Here is a 15,725-nt window from a genome sequence, read left to right as displayed (position 1 = left end):
TTTTAACGCTTGAGCTCCTCGCGGCAAGCGCATGCCTCGTTCTTATCGACATCCGTTGCGCCGACTCGGCGCTCGCAGAAGCCTAATGCGCTAAGCCCTCCTCAACCTCAAGGCGTTCAGCGTCACCGATATGCTGCTCAACGCCATAGCCAGTCCTGCAAACTCCGGGCGGAGGTACAACGGGTAGAAGGCCCCGGCGGCGACGGGGATCAACGCAGTGTTGTAGACGAAGGCCCAGAAGAGGTTGAAACGGGCATTCCTCACGATCCTCCTGGAGAGTTGTACGAACTCCACCACCTTGGCCAAATCGCCCTTCTTGACCACCACGTCGCCCGCCTCCTTTGCCGCCTCGGTCCCCGAGGCAACCGCTATGCCCACATCGGCTACGGCCAAGGCGGGGGCGTCGTTTACGCCATCGCCTATGAAGATCACGCCGCCGGTCCTCCCGAGCTCCTTGACCACCTCCGCCTTCTCGTCGGGGGTCTTGCCGCCGAAGTATTTCCTAATGCCCAACCTCTCCGCCGTCTTCGCCACGGCCAACTCGTGGTCGCCCGATATCACCACAGGCTCGTACCCCCACCTCCTCAGCCTCTCCACCACCTCCCGCGCCTCTTGTCTGACCTCGTCGCCCACCACGAAATACCCCCTCACCGCGCCGTCGACGATTATGTAGGCCACGGTGTAGCCCTCGGCCCTATGCCGCTCCGCCTCGCGTCGCATCTCCTCGGGGATCTCAACGCCGAGGCCCTCGGCGAGCTTCTCGTTGCCCACCCCCACCACGGCTCCGTCCACCTTAGCGTAGACGCCTTGGCCGGGGAAAGTGTCGTAGACCTCGGGCTCCAAGAGCCGGACGCCCCTCTCCGCCGCGAATTTCACCACAGCCGCCCCGATGGGGTGGGCCGACTTGGCCTCTGCCGAAGCCGCCAATGATAACGCCTCGTCGTCCCCCACGTATTTGACCACTTTGGGCACGCCGATAGTGAGAGTGCCCGTCTTGTCGAACGCCACGTACTTGGCCCTCAAGGCCCTCTCCACGGCCTCTACGTTCTTGATCAACAGCCCCTTCTCGGCGGCTCTCCCAACGCCCACGACCACCGCCAACGGCGTGGCCAAGCCCAACGCGCACGGGCAGGCCACGACGAGGACGGCCACTGCGAACAAGACGGCGCGCCAGACGGGCGCCCCGGCCAGCATCCACCCGGCGAAAGTGGCCGACGCAATCGCGATCACGGCCCAAGTGAAGACCCCCGCGACCTTGTCCGCGAGTCTCTGTATCGGCAACTTGGCGTTCTGCGCTTGCCTCACCAGCTTGACCACCTCGGCTAAATACGTAGCGTTGCCGGACCGCGTGGTCCTCACCAGAAGCCTCCCCTTGACTAAGGTAGTCCCCGCCAGGACGAGGTCGCCCGGCTTCTTCTCGACGGGCAGAGGCTCCCCGGTGAACGCCGATTCGTCCACCGCGCCGACGCCGTCGTCGACATAGCCGTCGACCGGCACCCTCTCCCCCTCGCGCACCTCCACCACCTCGCCGGGCTTGACCTCCGAGGCCTCCACCTCCACCCAGCCTCCTCCTCTCCTCACCCTAGCCCTAGGCGGCTGTAGCTGAGCCAGCTTCCTGACAGCGTCGCCTGTGCGCAACTTCATTAAACTCTCGGCGTATCTCCCGGCCAGTACAAAGGTTATGACCACCGCGGAGGCCTCGAAGAAGGTAGGCCCTCCGAAAAAGAGGGCGTATGAGCTGTAGAGGAAGGCGGAGAGCGTGCCCAACGTGACGAGGGTGTCCATGTTGGCAGTCTTGTTCCTAAACGCGCGGAGGGCGCCCGAGATGAACCTCCATCCCGAATAGAACTGCGCCACGGCCGCCAACGCCATCTGGGCCAACGGCGGGATTAACAACACGCCGAACATGGCCGGCACGAGCAAGACCGACGCCGCGGCCGCCGGAACGAGCCGACGCTCGAGGTCCTCGGCCTCCAGCTCGGCGGCGCGCCTATCGATATCCGCCTCCACCTCGCCCTTCTTGACCTCCTTGACCCTATACCCGGCCTCCTCCAGGCGCTTCGCCACGACGTCGGCGTCTACCTCCAAGGGGTTGTACTCGACGTAGACCACGCCCGTCGCCGGGTTGGCCCTCGCGTAGAATACGCCCCAGCCCCCAGCCCGCCTCTCCACGGCCTCGGCCTCCTCGGGCCTAAACTCCGCAACGATATACGCCGACTCCCTAAATACGTCGTATCCCACGCGCCTGACCGCCTTGAGCAAATCGGCGTAGTTTATGTCGGGGTCCACCACGAGCCTCGCCTCGTTGCTGGCCAGGGAGGCCTCGGCCCACTTCACGCCGGGCGTCGAGAGCAACGCCTTCTGTACGGTGAGGGAGCAAGTGGCGCAGTGCATGCCCAAGATCTTCAACACGGTCTCGCGCCCCTTGACCTTGACCCCTACTGAGATCTCCACGGGCTGTACTCGATCTGGGGGATATATTCTTGCGCTGAAACTCGCCCAATGTTGGACTTCACTCGGCCGATATCGCCTTTAAAGAGCCGGCACGCGCCCCTTCCCGGACTGCGTCCTTTTACTAACAAATCGAGGAGGTGACGCGAAGCTCGACTTGAGGAGGATCGCCTTGTCCCAAGACGTCCTCGATGCCGTGGAGGGCCGCCTCCTGGACGTCATCATAATCGGAGGAGGCCCCGCCGGCCTCGCCGCGGCCATATACGCCGCGCGCTTCGGCCTAAACGCGCTCGTCATGACGGAGGAAGTAGGGGGTCAGTTGACTAAGGCCGGCCTAATCGAGGACTACCTCGGCTTCCGGAGCGTGCGAGGCCCCGAGTTGGCCGAGATATTCGAAGCGCATTAAAACTTCGTAGCGGCTAGACGGGGGCCGCTCTCGGCCGCGGCTAAACGGCGTATCTCCATACGCCCCTCCCCTTGTAGTTGAACACGATGGTCTTATACGCGGTCACCGCCTCTACGCTGTACCCGATGCCCTCCCTGTACACGCCGCTTTTCTTCCTGCCGCCGAAGGGGTAGTACCCGACGCCGTGTCTAGGCATATCGTTCACGTAGACGGCGCCCACCTCGAGCAGCCGAATGGCCTTGCGGATCCTTGTTATGTCCCTCCCGAATATGCTGGCGTCGAGGCCGAAGGGCCTCCCGTTGGCCAATTGAATCGCCTCGTCCAAGTCCTTGACCTTCACCAAGAGCGCGACGGGGGCGAAGACCTCCCTTCTGTACAGCTCCATGTCCTTGACCTTGTCGGCGGGCGCCTCGACTAGCGTGGGCTTGACGTAATTAGGCCCCAGCCTCTCGCCGCCGGCCAACACCGACCCGCCCTTCCTCACCGCGTCCTCTATCGCCTTGAACATCTCGTCCGCGACGTCGGGGGATATCAAGGGGCCCATGTCCACGTCCGGGTTCCTCGGATCGCCGACCTTGACCTCGCCGAGCTTTTTGGCCAACCCCTTCTTCAAGTCCTCGTAGATCGCGCCCTCGGCCAACACGAGCTTTATCGCGTCGCACCTCTGCCCGGCGTAGCTGTAGATGCCGGCGGCTATTCTGTCCACGGCTAAGTCCAAGTCGGCGTCGTCGAGGACTATGGCCGGGTCGCCTCCGCCCAGCTCGAGCACGTACTGCTTGACGCCCCCCGCCCTCACTATCTTCTCCCCCGATTCGGTGCTGCCCGTGAAGCTAACCGCGGCCACTCTGTCGTCTGCCACGAGCCTCTCCGCCTCCGCCCCCGATATGGGCAAGACGGCCAACGCCTCGGGCGGATACCCCGCGTCCAACAAGGTCTTGGCGAACATCAAGGCCGGGAGGGGCGTCGACGACGCGGGCTTTACCAACACGGCGTTGCCGTAGATGAAGGAGTAGACCACCTTGTTAACCACGTCGAAGAGAGGATAATTGAACGGAGTTATCGCGAGCACTACGCCCAAGGGCTCCCGCCTGACGATGGCCTCGGTCTCCAGAGTGTCCTCGGTCCAATCCCCGGGGACGTAGTCGCCCGAGACTCTCTTCAAGTCGAGGTCGGCGAGCCTCAGCCTATTGATGGAGGACTTCACCTCGCCCCTGGCCTGCGCCCTGGTCTTGCCAGCGTTGAGGACGAGCACCTCCTCGTACAGCTCGGCGTTTTTCTCCATCAAATCGGCGGCGTTGCGCAGTATCTTGATCCTCTTCTCCCCCGGCAAGTCCCGCGCAGCCCATCTGCCCTTGGCGTAGACGACCTCGACGGCCTCCTCGAGCTCTTGGAGGCTGGGCGAGGCGACTTTAGCCATGACCGACATATCGATCGGCGATCTCACCTCCTTGACCGCTCCTTTGCCTCCCCACCTTCCCGCCAGATAGCTCAAGAACAACGGCACCTCGCCGCCGATAACGGCCTCCCCTAGTCCTTCGAACCTCATAGTGATAATCGCGAATGCGCCTTAAACCTTTACGCCCCGCCGGCCGACGCCTCCTCGAGGAGGGGGCGGCTCGTAGAATTCGACTCTTGAGGCTACGTTGAAAGGATACGCCTCGGCCCGTAGTCGTCTTGGCCCTTGTAGAGGCCGCGGCTCGTCCGCGCCCTAGCCCTTTCGGCGAGGGGCTCGAGCCTCGACGTCCTCCTCACCGCGCCACGCCCTTCCCCCTCCGCCGACTTAGCCGGCATCTGCTCGCCGCTACGATCCAGCTCGTCGCGTTGGGGCTCGTGGAGGCTACGCGCAGTGCCGGCGCACTGCAGAGGCCCCTCCCCTCTAGTCGCGAGGGGCTCCTCGGGCGAGGGCCCGGCGGGCATAACCGCTAGCTCGGCGTATTTGCCCTCCTTCTATTCCGCGACTAAGTCGCCGCCTCCTCGACCTCTGCCCCCTTGCTTGTCGCCGTAGTTGTGCGCGTAGTAGGGGCCGCGTCGCTCTCGGCACATAAAAAGGGGCTTACCCGCCGCGATTCAGAGATCGCGTAGGCGCCTCTGCGCCCAATCGCTCTTCGACGGAGCTGCGCCTCTTATCGCCGCCTTGCGCCGCGGCGACGGGGAAGAAATTATTTTTTAGAGGTCGGCGTGAACGTGAACTTCTTATTGGAGAACGCGAGGTCTTTCTGGAGGGCGGCGGGCGTCATGTTAGAAATGGGGGAGTTCAACTTGGCGCTTTTCCACTTAGAACAAGCGCTACAGCTCTGCCTTAAGTATAGGATATATGAAAAGTACGGGGATTTCCCTAAAACCTATGGCCTTAAACGCCTTTTAGCCGAGGCGGGAGCTCCGGCTGAGATAGACGCCGTAATAGTCGACTTGCTAGAAGACGCCTATATTGGGTCGCGATGCGCGCCCGTGAGGTATTCCGAGGAGACCGCTCGCAGAGCCTATCGAGAAGTGGAGAAAGCCCTCCGGAACTTGTCATGTCTTTAGACCTATATCGCAAAATGTGGGAGAAGAGGAAAGAGGAGTTGGAAAAGCTGTGGGAAGTCCTCGAGAGGATTAAGGCGAGGGCCAAGGAGTTGGACCCAGATGCTGTGGTCTACGTTTTCGGGAGTTTCGCCAGGGGGAGCCCCCGTCCGGACAGCGACGTGGACGTCCTAGTGGTTACGCGAGCGGCCTCCACGGAGCAAGGGCGGATATACGTCAGGGCTGAGCTCGGCAGAGTCCTAAGCCCTTATTCCCCCGTGGAGCTCCACGTGGCGTCTCCGGAGGAGTTGAAGTGGTATCTCCAGTTCATGGACGCCTTCGTGGAGGTGCCGTGAGGGCCAACACTCCGCTAAAGAGCCCGTCCCGGCGGCCCCCGCCGCTACGGCGGTAGCCGCTGGACGTAGACAAGGCTCGTCAAGTATTAAACACTACTTGGAAATAATTCTTTTATTTGTTCATATGTCCCCTTCTATGATCGAGCCGCACGGAGGGAGGTTAGTGTACAACGTAGTTGAGGATAGAGACAAGGCGGAGGCCGCCGTCAAGGGCCTCGCCAAGATGGAGATCGAGCCCACGTACGGCCCAGACGGCGCGCCGATCAGGAACCCCTATCGCGAGATCATGTCCATCGCCTACGGCTTCTTCAGCCCAGTGGAGGGGTTCATGACCAGGAACGAGGTAGACTCTATCATAAAGGAGAGGCGCCTCCTCTCGGGTTGGCTATTCCCCTTCCCCTTGATATTCGACGTGGACGAGGAAAAGCTCAAGGCAGTCGGCGTTAAGGAGGGGGATGAGGTCCTGCTCACGCTTAAGGGGAAGCCCTTCGCCATGTTGGAGATACAGGAGATATACAAGCTGGGAGACCGGAAAGAGCTCGCCGACGCGGTGTTCGGGACTCCTGAGAAAAACGGCGAGGTCGTGAAGAGGCGCTTCGACGAGAAGCACCCGGGGTGGCTCATATACCGCATGATGAGGCCGCTCGCCATCGCGGGCAAGGTCGTAGTGGTCAACCCGCCCAAGTTCAAGGACCCCTACGCCCGCTTCTGGACCCCTCCGCATAAGTCTAGAGAGATAATCGCCGCGAAGAAGTGGAAAGTTGTAGTGGCCCACCAGACGCGCAACGTGCCCCACATAGGCCACGAAATGCTCATGAAGAGGGCCATGTTCGTGGCCGGAGGCGATAGGCCGGGCGACGCGGTCCTCGTGAACGCCATAATCGGCGCTAAGAGGCCCGGCGATTACGTGGACGAGGCGATCCTCGAGGGGCACGAGGCCTTGAATAAGGCCGGCTACTTCCACCCCGATCGGCACATCGTGACCATGACTCTTTGGGACATGCGCTACGGCAATCCCCTCGAGTCCCTCCTCCACGGCGTGATCAGGCAGAACATGGGGGCCACGCACCACATGTTCGGCCGCGACCACGCCGCCACAGGCGACTACTACGACCCCTACGCCACGCAGTATTTGTGGACGAGGGGCCTCCCGAGCTACGGGATAAACGCCCCGCCGCACGAGGTCGACAAAGGGCTGAAGATAAAGCCGGTCAACCTCGGCGAATTCGCCTATTGTCCCAAATGCGGCGAGTACACGTATCTGGGCATATCCTACGGCGACTACAAGGAGGCTCCCCTCTGCGGCCACACGCCGGAGCGCATCTCGGGCTCCTTCCTACGCGGCATAATCATCGAGGGCCTCAAGCCGCCGAAAGTCGTCATGAGGCCCGAGGTGTACGACGTGATCGTGAAGTGGTGGAAAGTCTACGGCTATCCCTTCGTCACAGACCGCTACCTCAAAATTAAAGAACAAGAGCTCGAGGTGGAGCTATGACGTACAAGATCGGGCTGCTAATAGACGAGAAGAGATACGAGGCGATCAAGGACCTGCCCTTCGCCTCCAATCTCAAGTCCATGTTCGGCGGAGAGATCAAGATCTTAGAAGTTGAAGTCGACGAGGAGACCGCCAAGAGGATACTGGCCGAGTTCCCCTCGGCGCGTGTGGACGCCAGGGGCTTTCTAGAAGACCTCCCCGTGGCCTTCAAGAGGGCCCTCTTCCAAGCCGTAGTAGAGACGAAAAGCACTGGGAGGGAGGCTTTTGAAAAGGTGTTCGCGAGGCTGGCGGAGATAAAAGAAGCAGCCGCCAAGGAGAAGGAATACGTCCCGCCTCCCGCCTAACTTAAGATTTTTATTGTCCACATCTACTCATGCCTAGTTCCTCATCTCCAGACTCCTCGTACAACAAGTCTATCAACTCGTCGTAGTCTCTGTGGCTATAGTGCGGCAACCCGCGTTTCTCCGCAACGGCGCTTAACAGCGCAGCCACTGCGCCCCAGTACTTCTCGCCGGCTTGCGGCAAGTCGCCTTTGGCGTACAGCTCCTCCGCCTTGGCGAGATATTCTTCGTGGAGCTTTAGGTATAGGTCAACGCGGCTTGGAGGGTCGAGGCGCTCCGTCAACAACTCGGCGAGGACAGCTCCAAGTCCCTCCCCTTGGCCGCTCTCTTCAATATCTCCGCCAAGGCGGGGGACAACACGAGGGCCACGCCCTAACCCGCCTCTGGATTTATAAGCGTGGCGGCTCTTGGCGCTGTGCAGATGTGTTCTTAACGGCCTGCATGACGTTGTGAAAGCGGCTTGTCGCCGTTAGGGTTGCTCCCTCGACATCCCGATCAGCAACAGGCCTCGCCCTCGGCGACTTTCGGAGAGTTCAAATGGGGGAGAAAAAGAGGGGTTTAGCCCGAGGCTATCTCTTCGGCCTTCTTGATCACCTCGTCGTAGGGAGGCTCGTTTCTGGGATCATCGCTGTACCACACATACCTAATAGTGCCCTCCTTGTCGATTATATATACAGCGCGTTTAGCTAAGTGGTATAGCGGCAGGCCCAAGAGGTTTGCTTGCACCACGTCGTACATGCCTATCACGATGCGGTTGTAGTCGGAGAGCAACGGGAAGTTCAGCCTATTGGCCTCCTTGAAGGCCTTGAGCGCGAACGGGCTGTCCACGGATATCGCCAACACCTCTGCGTTGGCCTTATTCAAGAGGGCCATCTTATCTCTGAAAGTGCAGAGCTCTTTCGTGCACACCGACGTGAACGCCCCTGGGAAGAACAACAACACCACGGGCCTCCCCCTCTTGAGCACCTCCGAGAGCCTAACTGGCTTCAGCTCCTCGTTCAACAGCTCGAAGTCCGGCGCTTTGGCCCCGACCTGCAACGGCATAAAGTCGTATCGATTTCTTCTTTTAAATTTTTCTAAAAAAGATCATAATTCGAGTTCACCGCGGAGATCCTAGCATTTCTTCGAATTCTTGCGGGTTCTCTTTTATGTACTTCAATAAGAGGTCCACCTCGACGGGGTCCGTGTACAACATCCTCACGCCTAACGACGTGAAGTAGTTGTGGCTGGTCTGGCAAGCGCCCGCGGCGATAACGACGTCTACGTCCGGGAGCACCCTCTCCCTCAACCACGCGTACTTGGCGATGCCGTGTGCGTGGTGGTGCGGGCCTGCATCTAGGTCGGGCACTTCGCCTAGCGGGTTCGCCCTCTCCTCCAGGAGCTCCACGCGGCCGCCTTCTGCGTAGTTGTATATCTTAAATACGGGAGCGTGGGCGAAGTGGCCGTCGAAGATAGTGCCCTCCCTAGTAGCCGCCACAGCGATCTTCATTAGACACTATTCGATAGAAGTTAATAAATGTTTAAAAACATGGCCGGATGTAGCTTGCTCGAATACGTGTAGGCCGCCGCGGCTTCTTAAATGCCGCGCGAACCCTCCCCGTCAAGGGCTTGGGCGTAGAACTGCCCTCGTGTAGTGCAGACGTGGGGGTGTCGAGAGGCGCCTTCGGCGCCTCTCCACTTCTTAGAGCTCGGTCTGCGTGAAGGCCTCCCTAACCTGAGCCCTACCTCGGCGGCATCGCGCATTACACAAACCGCCGCAATGTAGGGGGTTCTATGGGTTTCACCAACCGAAAATTAAAAGGAATAATCGGGGGGATGCGTGGAGTGTTCCGAAATTAGGGTGGAGAGGCCTTGGCCTCCCAACCAAGTGAGGGCGCGTCGCTTTATCATTTACGACGTGTTCGACCCCCCGGACGTGCCGCCCGAGAAGCACGTCATCAGAATAGTGGGCATGGTCGAGAGGCCTCTCGAGATCCCGATGCCCGAGCTGCAGAAGAAGTACCCCTGCGTGGACGTGGTAGCCCCCTTCCACTGCGTCACCGGCTGGTCGATAGAGAAGGTGGTCTGGAGGGGCGTCCAGACGAAGGTCTTGTTGGAGGAGGCGAGGCCCTACGGGCCCTACGCGCTCGCGTGGGGGATAGACGGCTACAGCGCATCCCTCCCCTTGGAGGCGTTGATGGAGGAGAGCTCGATAGTGGCCTGGGCCATGAACGGCCAGCCCCTTCCTAAAAAACACGGAGCTCCCGCCCGTTTAGTGGTGCCGACGCGCTACGCGTGGAAAAGCGTCAAGTACTTCGGCGCCGTGGAGGTGCTGGAGGGCCCAGTTCCAGGATACTGGGAGGTCTCGGGCTACTCCATGAACGCAGATCCCTGGAAAGAGGAGAGGTTCGACTTCGGCAGGCCGCGGATGGCTGGCAGGAAAGTCGACTTGTAGCGCCTCTCCGCGAGGCCGTCCCCGCCCGTTTACTCGGTCCCCGGAGGCGTAGGCCCCCTAGAGGAGCCCCCGTTCGACATAGATGGTAGTGGCGCCGATCGCGCTCCTTGTTGATGGTATCGTTCTGGTTCTAAATATCGTTCACAGCGCTCATAGTCTGCTGGCTCTACAAGAGAATCAGCAAGGGCTACGCCGCTGGCTTGTCCGCGCGCTTCTCAAGCCCTCGGCAGGCCTCCGAGCGGCCCCTCTAATCGCCGATTTTTAAGCCTCGGCTTTCGGCCCGCCTTCAGCAATCGCCTCTGAGGCGGCGTAATTCTCGACGACAGTTGCCCGAGCGAAAAACGCCGTATGGTCTCGAGCCGTCGATCTTGCTGTGCAGAAGCGCTGGGCCCTCTCGGCCATCATTCCATCCGGCGCGAGCGGCTTGTGACCGTAGGCCGCTACAATCGCGCATTTGCTGGAGGGCTTGTTTCCTGTCTCCGAAACTCCGGACCGTAGTCGATATCACATCAGACATTTATGGAATAATCAAGTACTTCGTCCATGAAATGGTCGATAATAACGGCGTTGATCGCGTTGGCGGCTAACGTCTATGCCCAATGCCCGATGTGCGGCGGCTGGTGGGGCGGTTGGTGGGGCCCCGGCATGGGGTGGTGGGGCTTCTGGTGGATGTTGTTTGGATTCGGCCTATTTGTGTTGTTTATATTGCTTATAGTGTTTGTCGTATTTTGGCTTTATAGACAAATCGTCAAGGGGCAACAGCCGCACCACTAGCCTACCGGCGCGTTTCTCCAACGCTACGAGTTTTTTCTCGGCAAGCCTCTGCGCAGCCCTCCAAGCCCTGAGTTTTCTAAGCCCAAGCTCCTTGGCCACCTCGGACAAAAAGGCCTCGCCGCCTTTTTCGTATACTTTTATATATATAGATCTATCTGGCTCTTTAAGTAGATTTGTAATTATGGCAAGCGCCGGGCGTTTAGGTTCAGCCGGCTTGAACCCGTGATAGTATAAAAAGTAGAAGATCAAGACAGTGGGAGCGATCAGGAGGACGAACACAGGAAACATGGGCGATGGGAAGGAGCACCACGTACACATCAACCTCACATGGACGTAATCCAATGCGAGGGCCGTGGCCAAGATAAGCGCTATCAAGAGCGGAACTGTCGGTTTCATATGCGTAAGGGAATTCTGTGTTATAACTTTTCACGAACACGTCGAAGGCCTCGCCGGCGGTTTCACATAGCCCATATGTAGATGTCCGTACAAGACCGCCATGGGGCCCAAAATCTTAATAGCAACAACGGCGGCGGTGATAGTACTAATAACAGCTTACATGGCATACGCTACGTGGAACGCGGCCATGTACAACGAAGCGGCTGTCGGGATGATGGGGGGACCTATAGGAAGTATGCCGATGGGAGGCGTTGCGGGATCTGGAATTGGCTACTCGGCGAATTGGTGGGGCGCTCCGATAGGCATGATGGGCGGTCGCCCCATGATAGGCTGGCAGGGCAACGCGGCGTACGTCAACGACAGTAACATAGTCGAATACGTGGAACAAAGGACTGGGTACAACGTGATTTCTGTAGAGAAGTATAGTAATGGCTACTACGTAATTATCGGAGCTGACGATAAACCTCTATACGAAATATTAGTGTTTCCCAACGGCTTTATACATCCAGAGCCGCAATCCGTGATGTGGCACGGAGCTCCCATGAGGATTACAGAGGAGGAGGCCGAGTCTATAGCTGAGAATTGGCTGGCCCGCTACTTCCCTGGCTCGAAGATCGAGGAGGTCTACGTCTTCCCGGGCTACTACACTTTCCATTTCGAAATAAACGGCGATATGCAAATGCTGAGCGTAAATGGATACGACGGAGCAGTCTGGTACCACGGCTGGCACGGCAAATATCTAGGCGAGGTCGCTTTGGGGCATCATAGTTGAAATCGGTATTTTTCAACTCTTTCAGTCTATATAAAGCCCATGAGGTCGGTAGCGTCGGCGTAGTGGGAGTTAGGCCTCCCGGCGGGCGAGGCCGAGCGTTGTACCCAGCCCTTTGATTGAAATGCGGCTGGACCGCCGGCCGCTCCACGATCGGTTTTCCGAGATTTTAGGGACCGATCGCGGCCGCCCTCTGCCAACGGCTCGGCCGATCCTCGCATCTCGTATTCGACAAATTGCCCTATTTGGAAAAATTTTTTCAAAAGTATTCGAAAAAGTGCATGAGCGTTAAATACGACGTAGTGGTATTGGGGGGCGGCAGCGCGGGCGTCGCGGCGGCCGTCAAGGCCGCGCAGTTGGGGGCCAAGGTGGCCGTGGTCAACAAGGGCCTCTTAGGCGGGACGTGTGTTAACGTGGGCTGCGTCCCCTCGAAGTTCTTGATCAGAGCCGCGCAGTTCAAAAAAGAGGTGGAGAGGCCCTACTTCAAGGGATTCGCGGCCAAGCTGGAGGTGGACCTCAAGGCCTTGTGGGCCCACATGAAGGAGGTGGTGGAGACGTTGCGGAGGGGGAAATACGAGGAGGTCTTGAGGTACTACGACGTGGAGGTGGTGGAGGGCGAGGGCGTCTTGGTGGGCCCCAAGGCTGTTAAGGCGGGCGATAAGGTGGTGGAGGGCGAGAGGATAATCGTGGCGACGGGGGCTAGGCCGAGGATCCCCGACATCCCGGGCCTACGCGAGGCCGTGCAGAAGGGCCTCGCCTTCACCAACGAGGAGTTCTTCAGAATAGACCAGATGCCGTCCTCGGTCGTCTTCATCGGCGGCGGGGCCATAGCGGCGGAGTTATCACAAGCGCTCGCGAGGCTCGGCGTCGACGTGGCCGTGATCTACCGCACCGCCTTATTGAAATACGAGGAGGAGATAGCCTCTAAATTCGTCGAGGAGCTCTTAGCCGAGGAGGGGGTGAAGTTGGTGAGGGCCGAGGCGTCTAGGATAGAGGTAAAAGACGGAGGGGTGGAGGTGAAATACGCAGGGGGGACCGTCAAGGCGGAGGCCTTGTTCGTGGCGACCGGCAGGGTGCCCAACGTGGAGGCGACCGGGGGCTTGTTGAGGCTGGGCCCCCACGGAGGGGTGGAGGTGAACGAGAGGATGGAGACGTCGTTGCCGGGGGTGTACGCCGCCGGCGACGTCACCGGGGGATTAGGCGGCGCGCGTTATCTGGAAAACGTCGCGGCCAGGCAGGGGGTAATCGCCGCGATAAACGCGCTGGGCGGCAAGGCCGAGTTCAACCCCATGGCCGTGCCCCGGGTCGTCTTCACGGACCCCGCCGTGGCCAGCGTGGGGCTGAGGGAGGAGGACATGTTGAGGAGCGGCATAGGGTGTAGGTGTAGGGCGGCCCCCATCGAGGCCGTCGCGGCCGGGTGGACCAGAGGGCGCGTGGGGGGCTTCATAAAAATCAACACCTATCCCGAGACGTGGAAGGTATCCGTTAAAAGAGGCAAAATCGCGGGCGCCCTCGTCGTCGCCCCAGAGGCTGAGGAGTTGATAAACATATTCGCCTTGGCGATACAAAAAGGCCTCACTGTAGACGACCTCATAGAGTGGCTCCCCAGCTTCCCTTCGTATGCGGAAGCCGCAAGACTGGCGGCCCTAGCCTTCTATACGGACCCCACAAAACTAAGCTGTTGCGGAGGCTAAACCGCCAAGCGGCACCCAAGTTTTAAAATAATTGAGTAGGCGTGGACGTGGTCGAGTTGATCGAAAGACCCCTCCCAAAGCCTTCTTCGCTTGGGTACGCCTCCGCTCGAGTTCTGGAGGCTCTTGTAGAGGCCGGGCTTGCCTTGCGGTTTTTAGAAATGGGGCTTACTAGAAACGCGGCCGGCAAGGCTTTCCAAGCGTGGAGGGCCGTCCTCGCCGCGCTTCTAAGAATAGAATTAGATAGGCTGAAGGCCGCGGCGCAAAGCGAGGAGGAGAAGAGGCGGCTAGAGGGAAAAGCAGTGCCGAGACTCCCCACAACAAAGATGATATCACTCTCGCAGAGGCTGAGGGAATTGGGATACGGCGACGTGAGCGGCCTTACTGCCATAGCCCTCAACCTACACGATTATCAGTACCACGGCCCTGACCCGGACATGGCTCTGTCCAAGTACAGGACGAGGGAGGAGGCCGCCGCGGCCGTCGTAGAGATGGTCGAGGCGGTGTTGAAGCACGCCGAGGCGCTGAGGATGAGGGTTGCGTGGGGGGAAGAACATGAAAAAGCCGCGCGGGAGCTTAAAGAAAGGCTTGCAACAATATACGCTGAACGTCGGCAGTAGCAGCAAGTTCCACGCGCCGGTAGCGCCCACAGATTGATCTTTGATGTAGATGTGTAGATTGGAGATAGGCGCTATCGGGGCTAGTAGACGCCGGCTCCAATGGCGAGGCGCTGGTCAGTAGGAGGGCGGCCGAGGAGGACGGCCTCTGACCCTTAGGGCGAGGGAGAGGGTGTTGGCCGATGGGAGGGGGTAGGGTAGAGGTGGCGGTGGTTGTGGCAGATTAGGAAAGAGGGGACGGAGGCTTTTATAGAAATCTCGGCTAATTGCCCCCGACGTGTTAGTCGGCGCCTGGGCCCTGGAGTGAGGTATGTGATGGTGCACGGCGATTCCCGAGGCGTGCATTAACGCGTTGATGAGCGCACATTCTACTTTCAACACGTCTGGCAGAGGTCCTCTGAAGCATATACTTTCCTCCGCAACCTCTGCCCGTCCGGCATGGCGTATACCACGTCTAATTACAGCCCCTCCTCCAACTCGATGGGTTTGACATCTATTTGCAATAGAAATGTAAAGCGGCTAGGGCCTTAGCAGCCGTTTTGAAATCCAACCCTCTTTGGTCTTTACAAAATCTCTAGTCACCTCGGCGGCGAGCAGGCGTAGCTCGTCGAAGAGCCTCTCGTCGCCGCAGAGGAGGCGGCCTTCATAAAAGGCGTCTGCAAACACTGTGTTAAACGCCGCCACCAGCCTCCTGGCCTCCTCCGCCGTGGCGAAGTGCGCTTGTATTAAATCGTGAGGAGGCTCCCCCGGCGGCGCGTCGCCAATTACTACCAAGTCCCAGTCGCTGTGATTCTCTCTTCCCCCCTCGCCCTGGAGCCGAAGAGAATTACGGTATACCCCCTTGCGCACAGCTCCCTAATCCACCTCTCCGCCTCCGTGTGCGCCGCCAGAAACGCCTCTCTAAACACGGCCCCAAATAGCCGTCATACATCTTATACACTCCTCGGCGTCGTCTCTGTCGTGTTCCAACATCCTCGCATCCGGGTACCTCGCCCCTATGTACTGCTCCGTAAGATACTTTGCGCACCTCGCCAACTCTACATCTACCGCCACGCCCAGCGTCTGGGCTAAAAGGCTTAGCAGTTGTAAAATAGAGTACGTATACGGCCTAGAACCTGTGAGTTCTACAAGCTTGCCCTTCAGATACAGCTCTATAGCTTGTTGTGCAAAAAACACGCCTCTGCATAAAAGCCCCGTTGTAAAAATTCCTCGCTTAGCTTCTTGTAACGCTCCGCCTTCGTGAACCACCGCGAAGCCACGTTTACATATAGTAACTTATTTAAGTACGCGCAGGTCACAACTCCCTTTAGAGGAGTCTAGATGTGCTAGGTTTTTAGCCAAGTACTGCCTTCTCGGGGTGGAGCATTAGGCCGAGGGTTGCGCCCTCTGCCACGTCTATTATGTCGTCTACGGAGCCGTCGAGTTTTCTACGTATTTAAACACGGCGCGGCGGGAGCCGACTGGGATATACTTGCCCTCGCAGTGGGCCGCCG

17 protein-coding genes and 1 pseudogene are annotated in these 15,725 nt (G+C 59.3%); 9 read left to right on the top strand and 9 right to left on the bottom strand.

Annotation, left to right across the window (positions count from 1 at the left end; translation table 11 throughout):
* Positions 1-90 precede the first annotated feature (90 nt).
* Positions 91-2,454, bottom strand: a complete 2,364-nt coding sequence (locus tag ACZ5PA_RS08410; protein ID WP_464929894.1) for a heavy metal translocating P-type ATPase — start codon at positions 2,452-2,454, stop codon at positions 91-93.
* A gap of 154 nt (positions 2,455-2,608) precedes the next feature.
* Between ACZ5PA_RS08410 and ACZ5PA_RS08405 the strand changes: the two genes are divergently transcribed.
* On the top strand, positions 2,609-2,857 hold the full coding sequence (locus ACZ5PA_RS08405; RefSeq protein ID WP_464929893.1) for an FAD-dependent oxidoreductase: 249 nt from the start codon (positions 2,609-2,611) through the stop codon (positions 2,855-2,857).
* Positions 2,858-2,897: 40 nt separating this feature from the next.
* Here ACZ5PA_RS08405 and gapN read toward each other — a convergent pair whose 3' ends face one another.
* Positions 2,898-4,403: an NADP-dependent glyceraldehyde-3-phosphate dehydrogenase gene (gene gapN / locus ACZ5PA_RS08400; protein ID WP_464929892.1), complete on the bottom strand. Its 1,506-nt coding sequence runs from the start codon at positions 4,401-4,403 to the stop codon at positions 2,898-2,900.
* A 92-nt stretch (positions 4,404-4,495) separates the two neighbouring features.
* Positions 4,496-4,774 carry a hypothetical protein gene (locus tag ACZ5PA_RS08395; RefSeq protein WP_464929891.1) on the bottom strand — a complete coding sequence of 93 codons (279 nt, stop codon included), beginning with the start codon at positions 4,772-4,774 and terminating at the stop codon, positions 4,496-4,498.
* Positions 4,775-5,041: 267 nt separating this feature from the next.
* On the opposite strand from ACZ5PA_RS08395, the gene ACZ5PA_RS08390 reads away from it, so the two are divergent.
* The 4 genes from ACZ5PA_RS08390 (at position 5,042) to ACZ5PA_RS08375 (ending at position 7,554) form a co-directional block, all read left to right on the top strand.
* Complete coding sequence (locus tag ACZ5PA_RS08390) at positions 5,042-5,383, top strand: HEPN domain-containing protein (RefSeq protein WP_464929890.1); 342 nt, start codon at positions 5,042-5,044, stop codon at positions 5,381-5,383.
* On the top strand, positions 5,374-5,715 hold the full coding sequence (locus ACZ5PA_RS08385; RefSeq protein ID WP_464929889.1) for a nucleotidyltransferase domain-containing protein: 342 nt from the start codon (positions 5,374-5,376) through the stop codon (positions 5,713-5,715). Before ACZ5PA_RS08390 ends, ACZ5PA_RS08385 begins: the two co-directional genes overlap by 10 nt.
* Positions 5,716-5,851: 136 nt before the next feature.
* Complete coding sequence (sat, locus tag ACZ5PA_RS08380; protein ID WP_464929888.1) at positions 5,852-7,210, top strand: sulfate adenylyltransferase; 1,359 nt, start codon at positions 5,852-5,854, stop codon at positions 7,208-7,210.
* Positions 7,207-7,554, top strand: a complete 348-nt coding sequence (locus ACZ5PA_RS08375; RefSeq protein WP_464929887.1) for a DUF6955 family protein — start codon at positions 7,207-7,209, stop codon at positions 7,552-7,554. The genes sat and ACZ5PA_RS08375 overlap by 4 nt, the downstream gene beginning before the upstream one ends.
* A gap of 34 nt (positions 7,555-7,588) precedes the next feature.
* Here the strand turns inward: ACZ5PA_RS08375 and ACZ5PA_RS08370 are convergent.
* The 3 genes and pseudogenes from ACZ5PA_RS08370 to ACZ5PA_RS08360 all read right to left on the bottom strand — a co-directional run.
* Positions 7,589-7,920, bottom strand: a pseudogene (locus tag ACZ5PA_RS08370) (PaREP1 family protein); the annotation flags it as partial.
* A gap of 189 nt (positions 7,921-8,109) precedes the next feature.
* A complete protein-coding gene (locus tag ACZ5PA_RS08365; protein ID WP_464929886.1) occupies positions 8,110-8,595 on the bottom strand; it encodes a peroxiredoxin in 486 nt (161 codons plus the stop codon).
* A 55-nt stretch (positions 8,596-8,650) separates the two neighbouring features.
* Entirely contained in the window at positions 8,651-9,040 is a 390-nt protein-coding gene (locus ACZ5PA_RS08360; RefSeq protein WP_464929885.1) for a NifB/NifX family molybdenum-iron cluster-binding protein, read from the bottom strand.
* Positions 9,041-9,370: 330 nt separating this feature from the next.
* Between ACZ5PA_RS08360 and ACZ5PA_RS08355 the strand changes: the two genes are divergently transcribed.
* Positions 9,371-9,985, top strand: a complete 615-nt coding sequence (locus tag ACZ5PA_RS08355; RefSeq protein WP_464929884.1) for a molybdopterin-dependent oxidoreductase — start codon at positions 9,371-9,373, stop codon at positions 9,983-9,985.
* Positions 9,986-10,672: 687 nt separating this feature from the next.
* Here ACZ5PA_RS08355 and ACZ5PA_RS08350 read toward each other — a convergent pair.
* Positions 10,673-11,155: a helix-turn-helix transcriptional regulator gene (locus ACZ5PA_RS08350; protein ID WP_464929883.1), complete on the bottom strand. Its 483-nt coding sequence runs from the start codon at positions 11,153-11,155 to the stop codon at positions 10,673-10,675.
* A gap of 100 nt (positions 11,156-11,255) precedes the next feature.
* Here ACZ5PA_RS08350 and ACZ5PA_RS08345 point away from each other — a divergent pair, with 100 nt between their 5' ends.
* The 3 genes from ACZ5PA_RS08345 (at position 11,256) to ACZ5PA_RS08335 (ending at position 14,235) form a co-directional block, all read left to right on the top strand.
* A complete protein-coding gene (locus ACZ5PA_RS08345; RefSeq protein ID WP_464929882.1) occupies positions 11,256-11,927 on the top strand; it encodes a hypothetical protein in 672 nt (223 codons plus the stop codon).
* A gap of 278 nt (positions 11,928-12,205) precedes the next feature.
* The gene (gene merA / locus ACZ5PA_RS08340) at positions 12,206-13,618 is read left to right on the top strand and encodes a mercury(II) reductase (RefSeq protein ID WP_464929881.1); all 1,413 of its coding nucleotides are present in this window, start codon (positions 12,206-12,208) and stop codon (positions 13,616-13,618) included.
* 47 nt (positions 13,619-13,665) lie between these two features.
* Positions 13,666-14,235, top strand: coding sequence for a PaREP1 family protein (locus ACZ5PA_RS08335; protein ID WP_464929880.1), 570 nt, complete (start codon positions 13,666-13,668; stop codon positions 14,233-14,235).
* 516 nt (positions 14,236-14,751) lie between these two features.
* Here ACZ5PA_RS08335 and ACZ5PA_RS08330 read toward each other — a convergent pair.
* Positions 14,752-15,081, bottom strand: coding sequence for a nucleotidyltransferase domain-containing protein (locus tag ACZ5PA_RS08330; RefSeq protein ID WP_464929879.1), 330 nt, complete (start codon positions 15,079-15,081; stop codon positions 14,752-14,754).
* A 51-nt stretch (positions 15,082-15,132) separates the two neighbouring features.
* The gene (locus ACZ5PA_RS08325) at positions 15,133-15,408 is read right to left on the bottom strand and encodes a HEPN domain-containing protein (RefSeq protein WP_464929878.1); all 276 of its coding nucleotides are present in this window, start codon (positions 15,406-15,408) and stop codon (positions 15,133-15,135) included.
* Positions 15,409-15,725 lie beyond the last annotated feature (317 nt).

It is taken from the genome of Thermoproteus thermophilus, from assembly GCF_055392855.1.
Note: the sequence above shows the minus strand (reverse complement) of the source record. Positions and strands in the feature narration are given on the sequence as shown.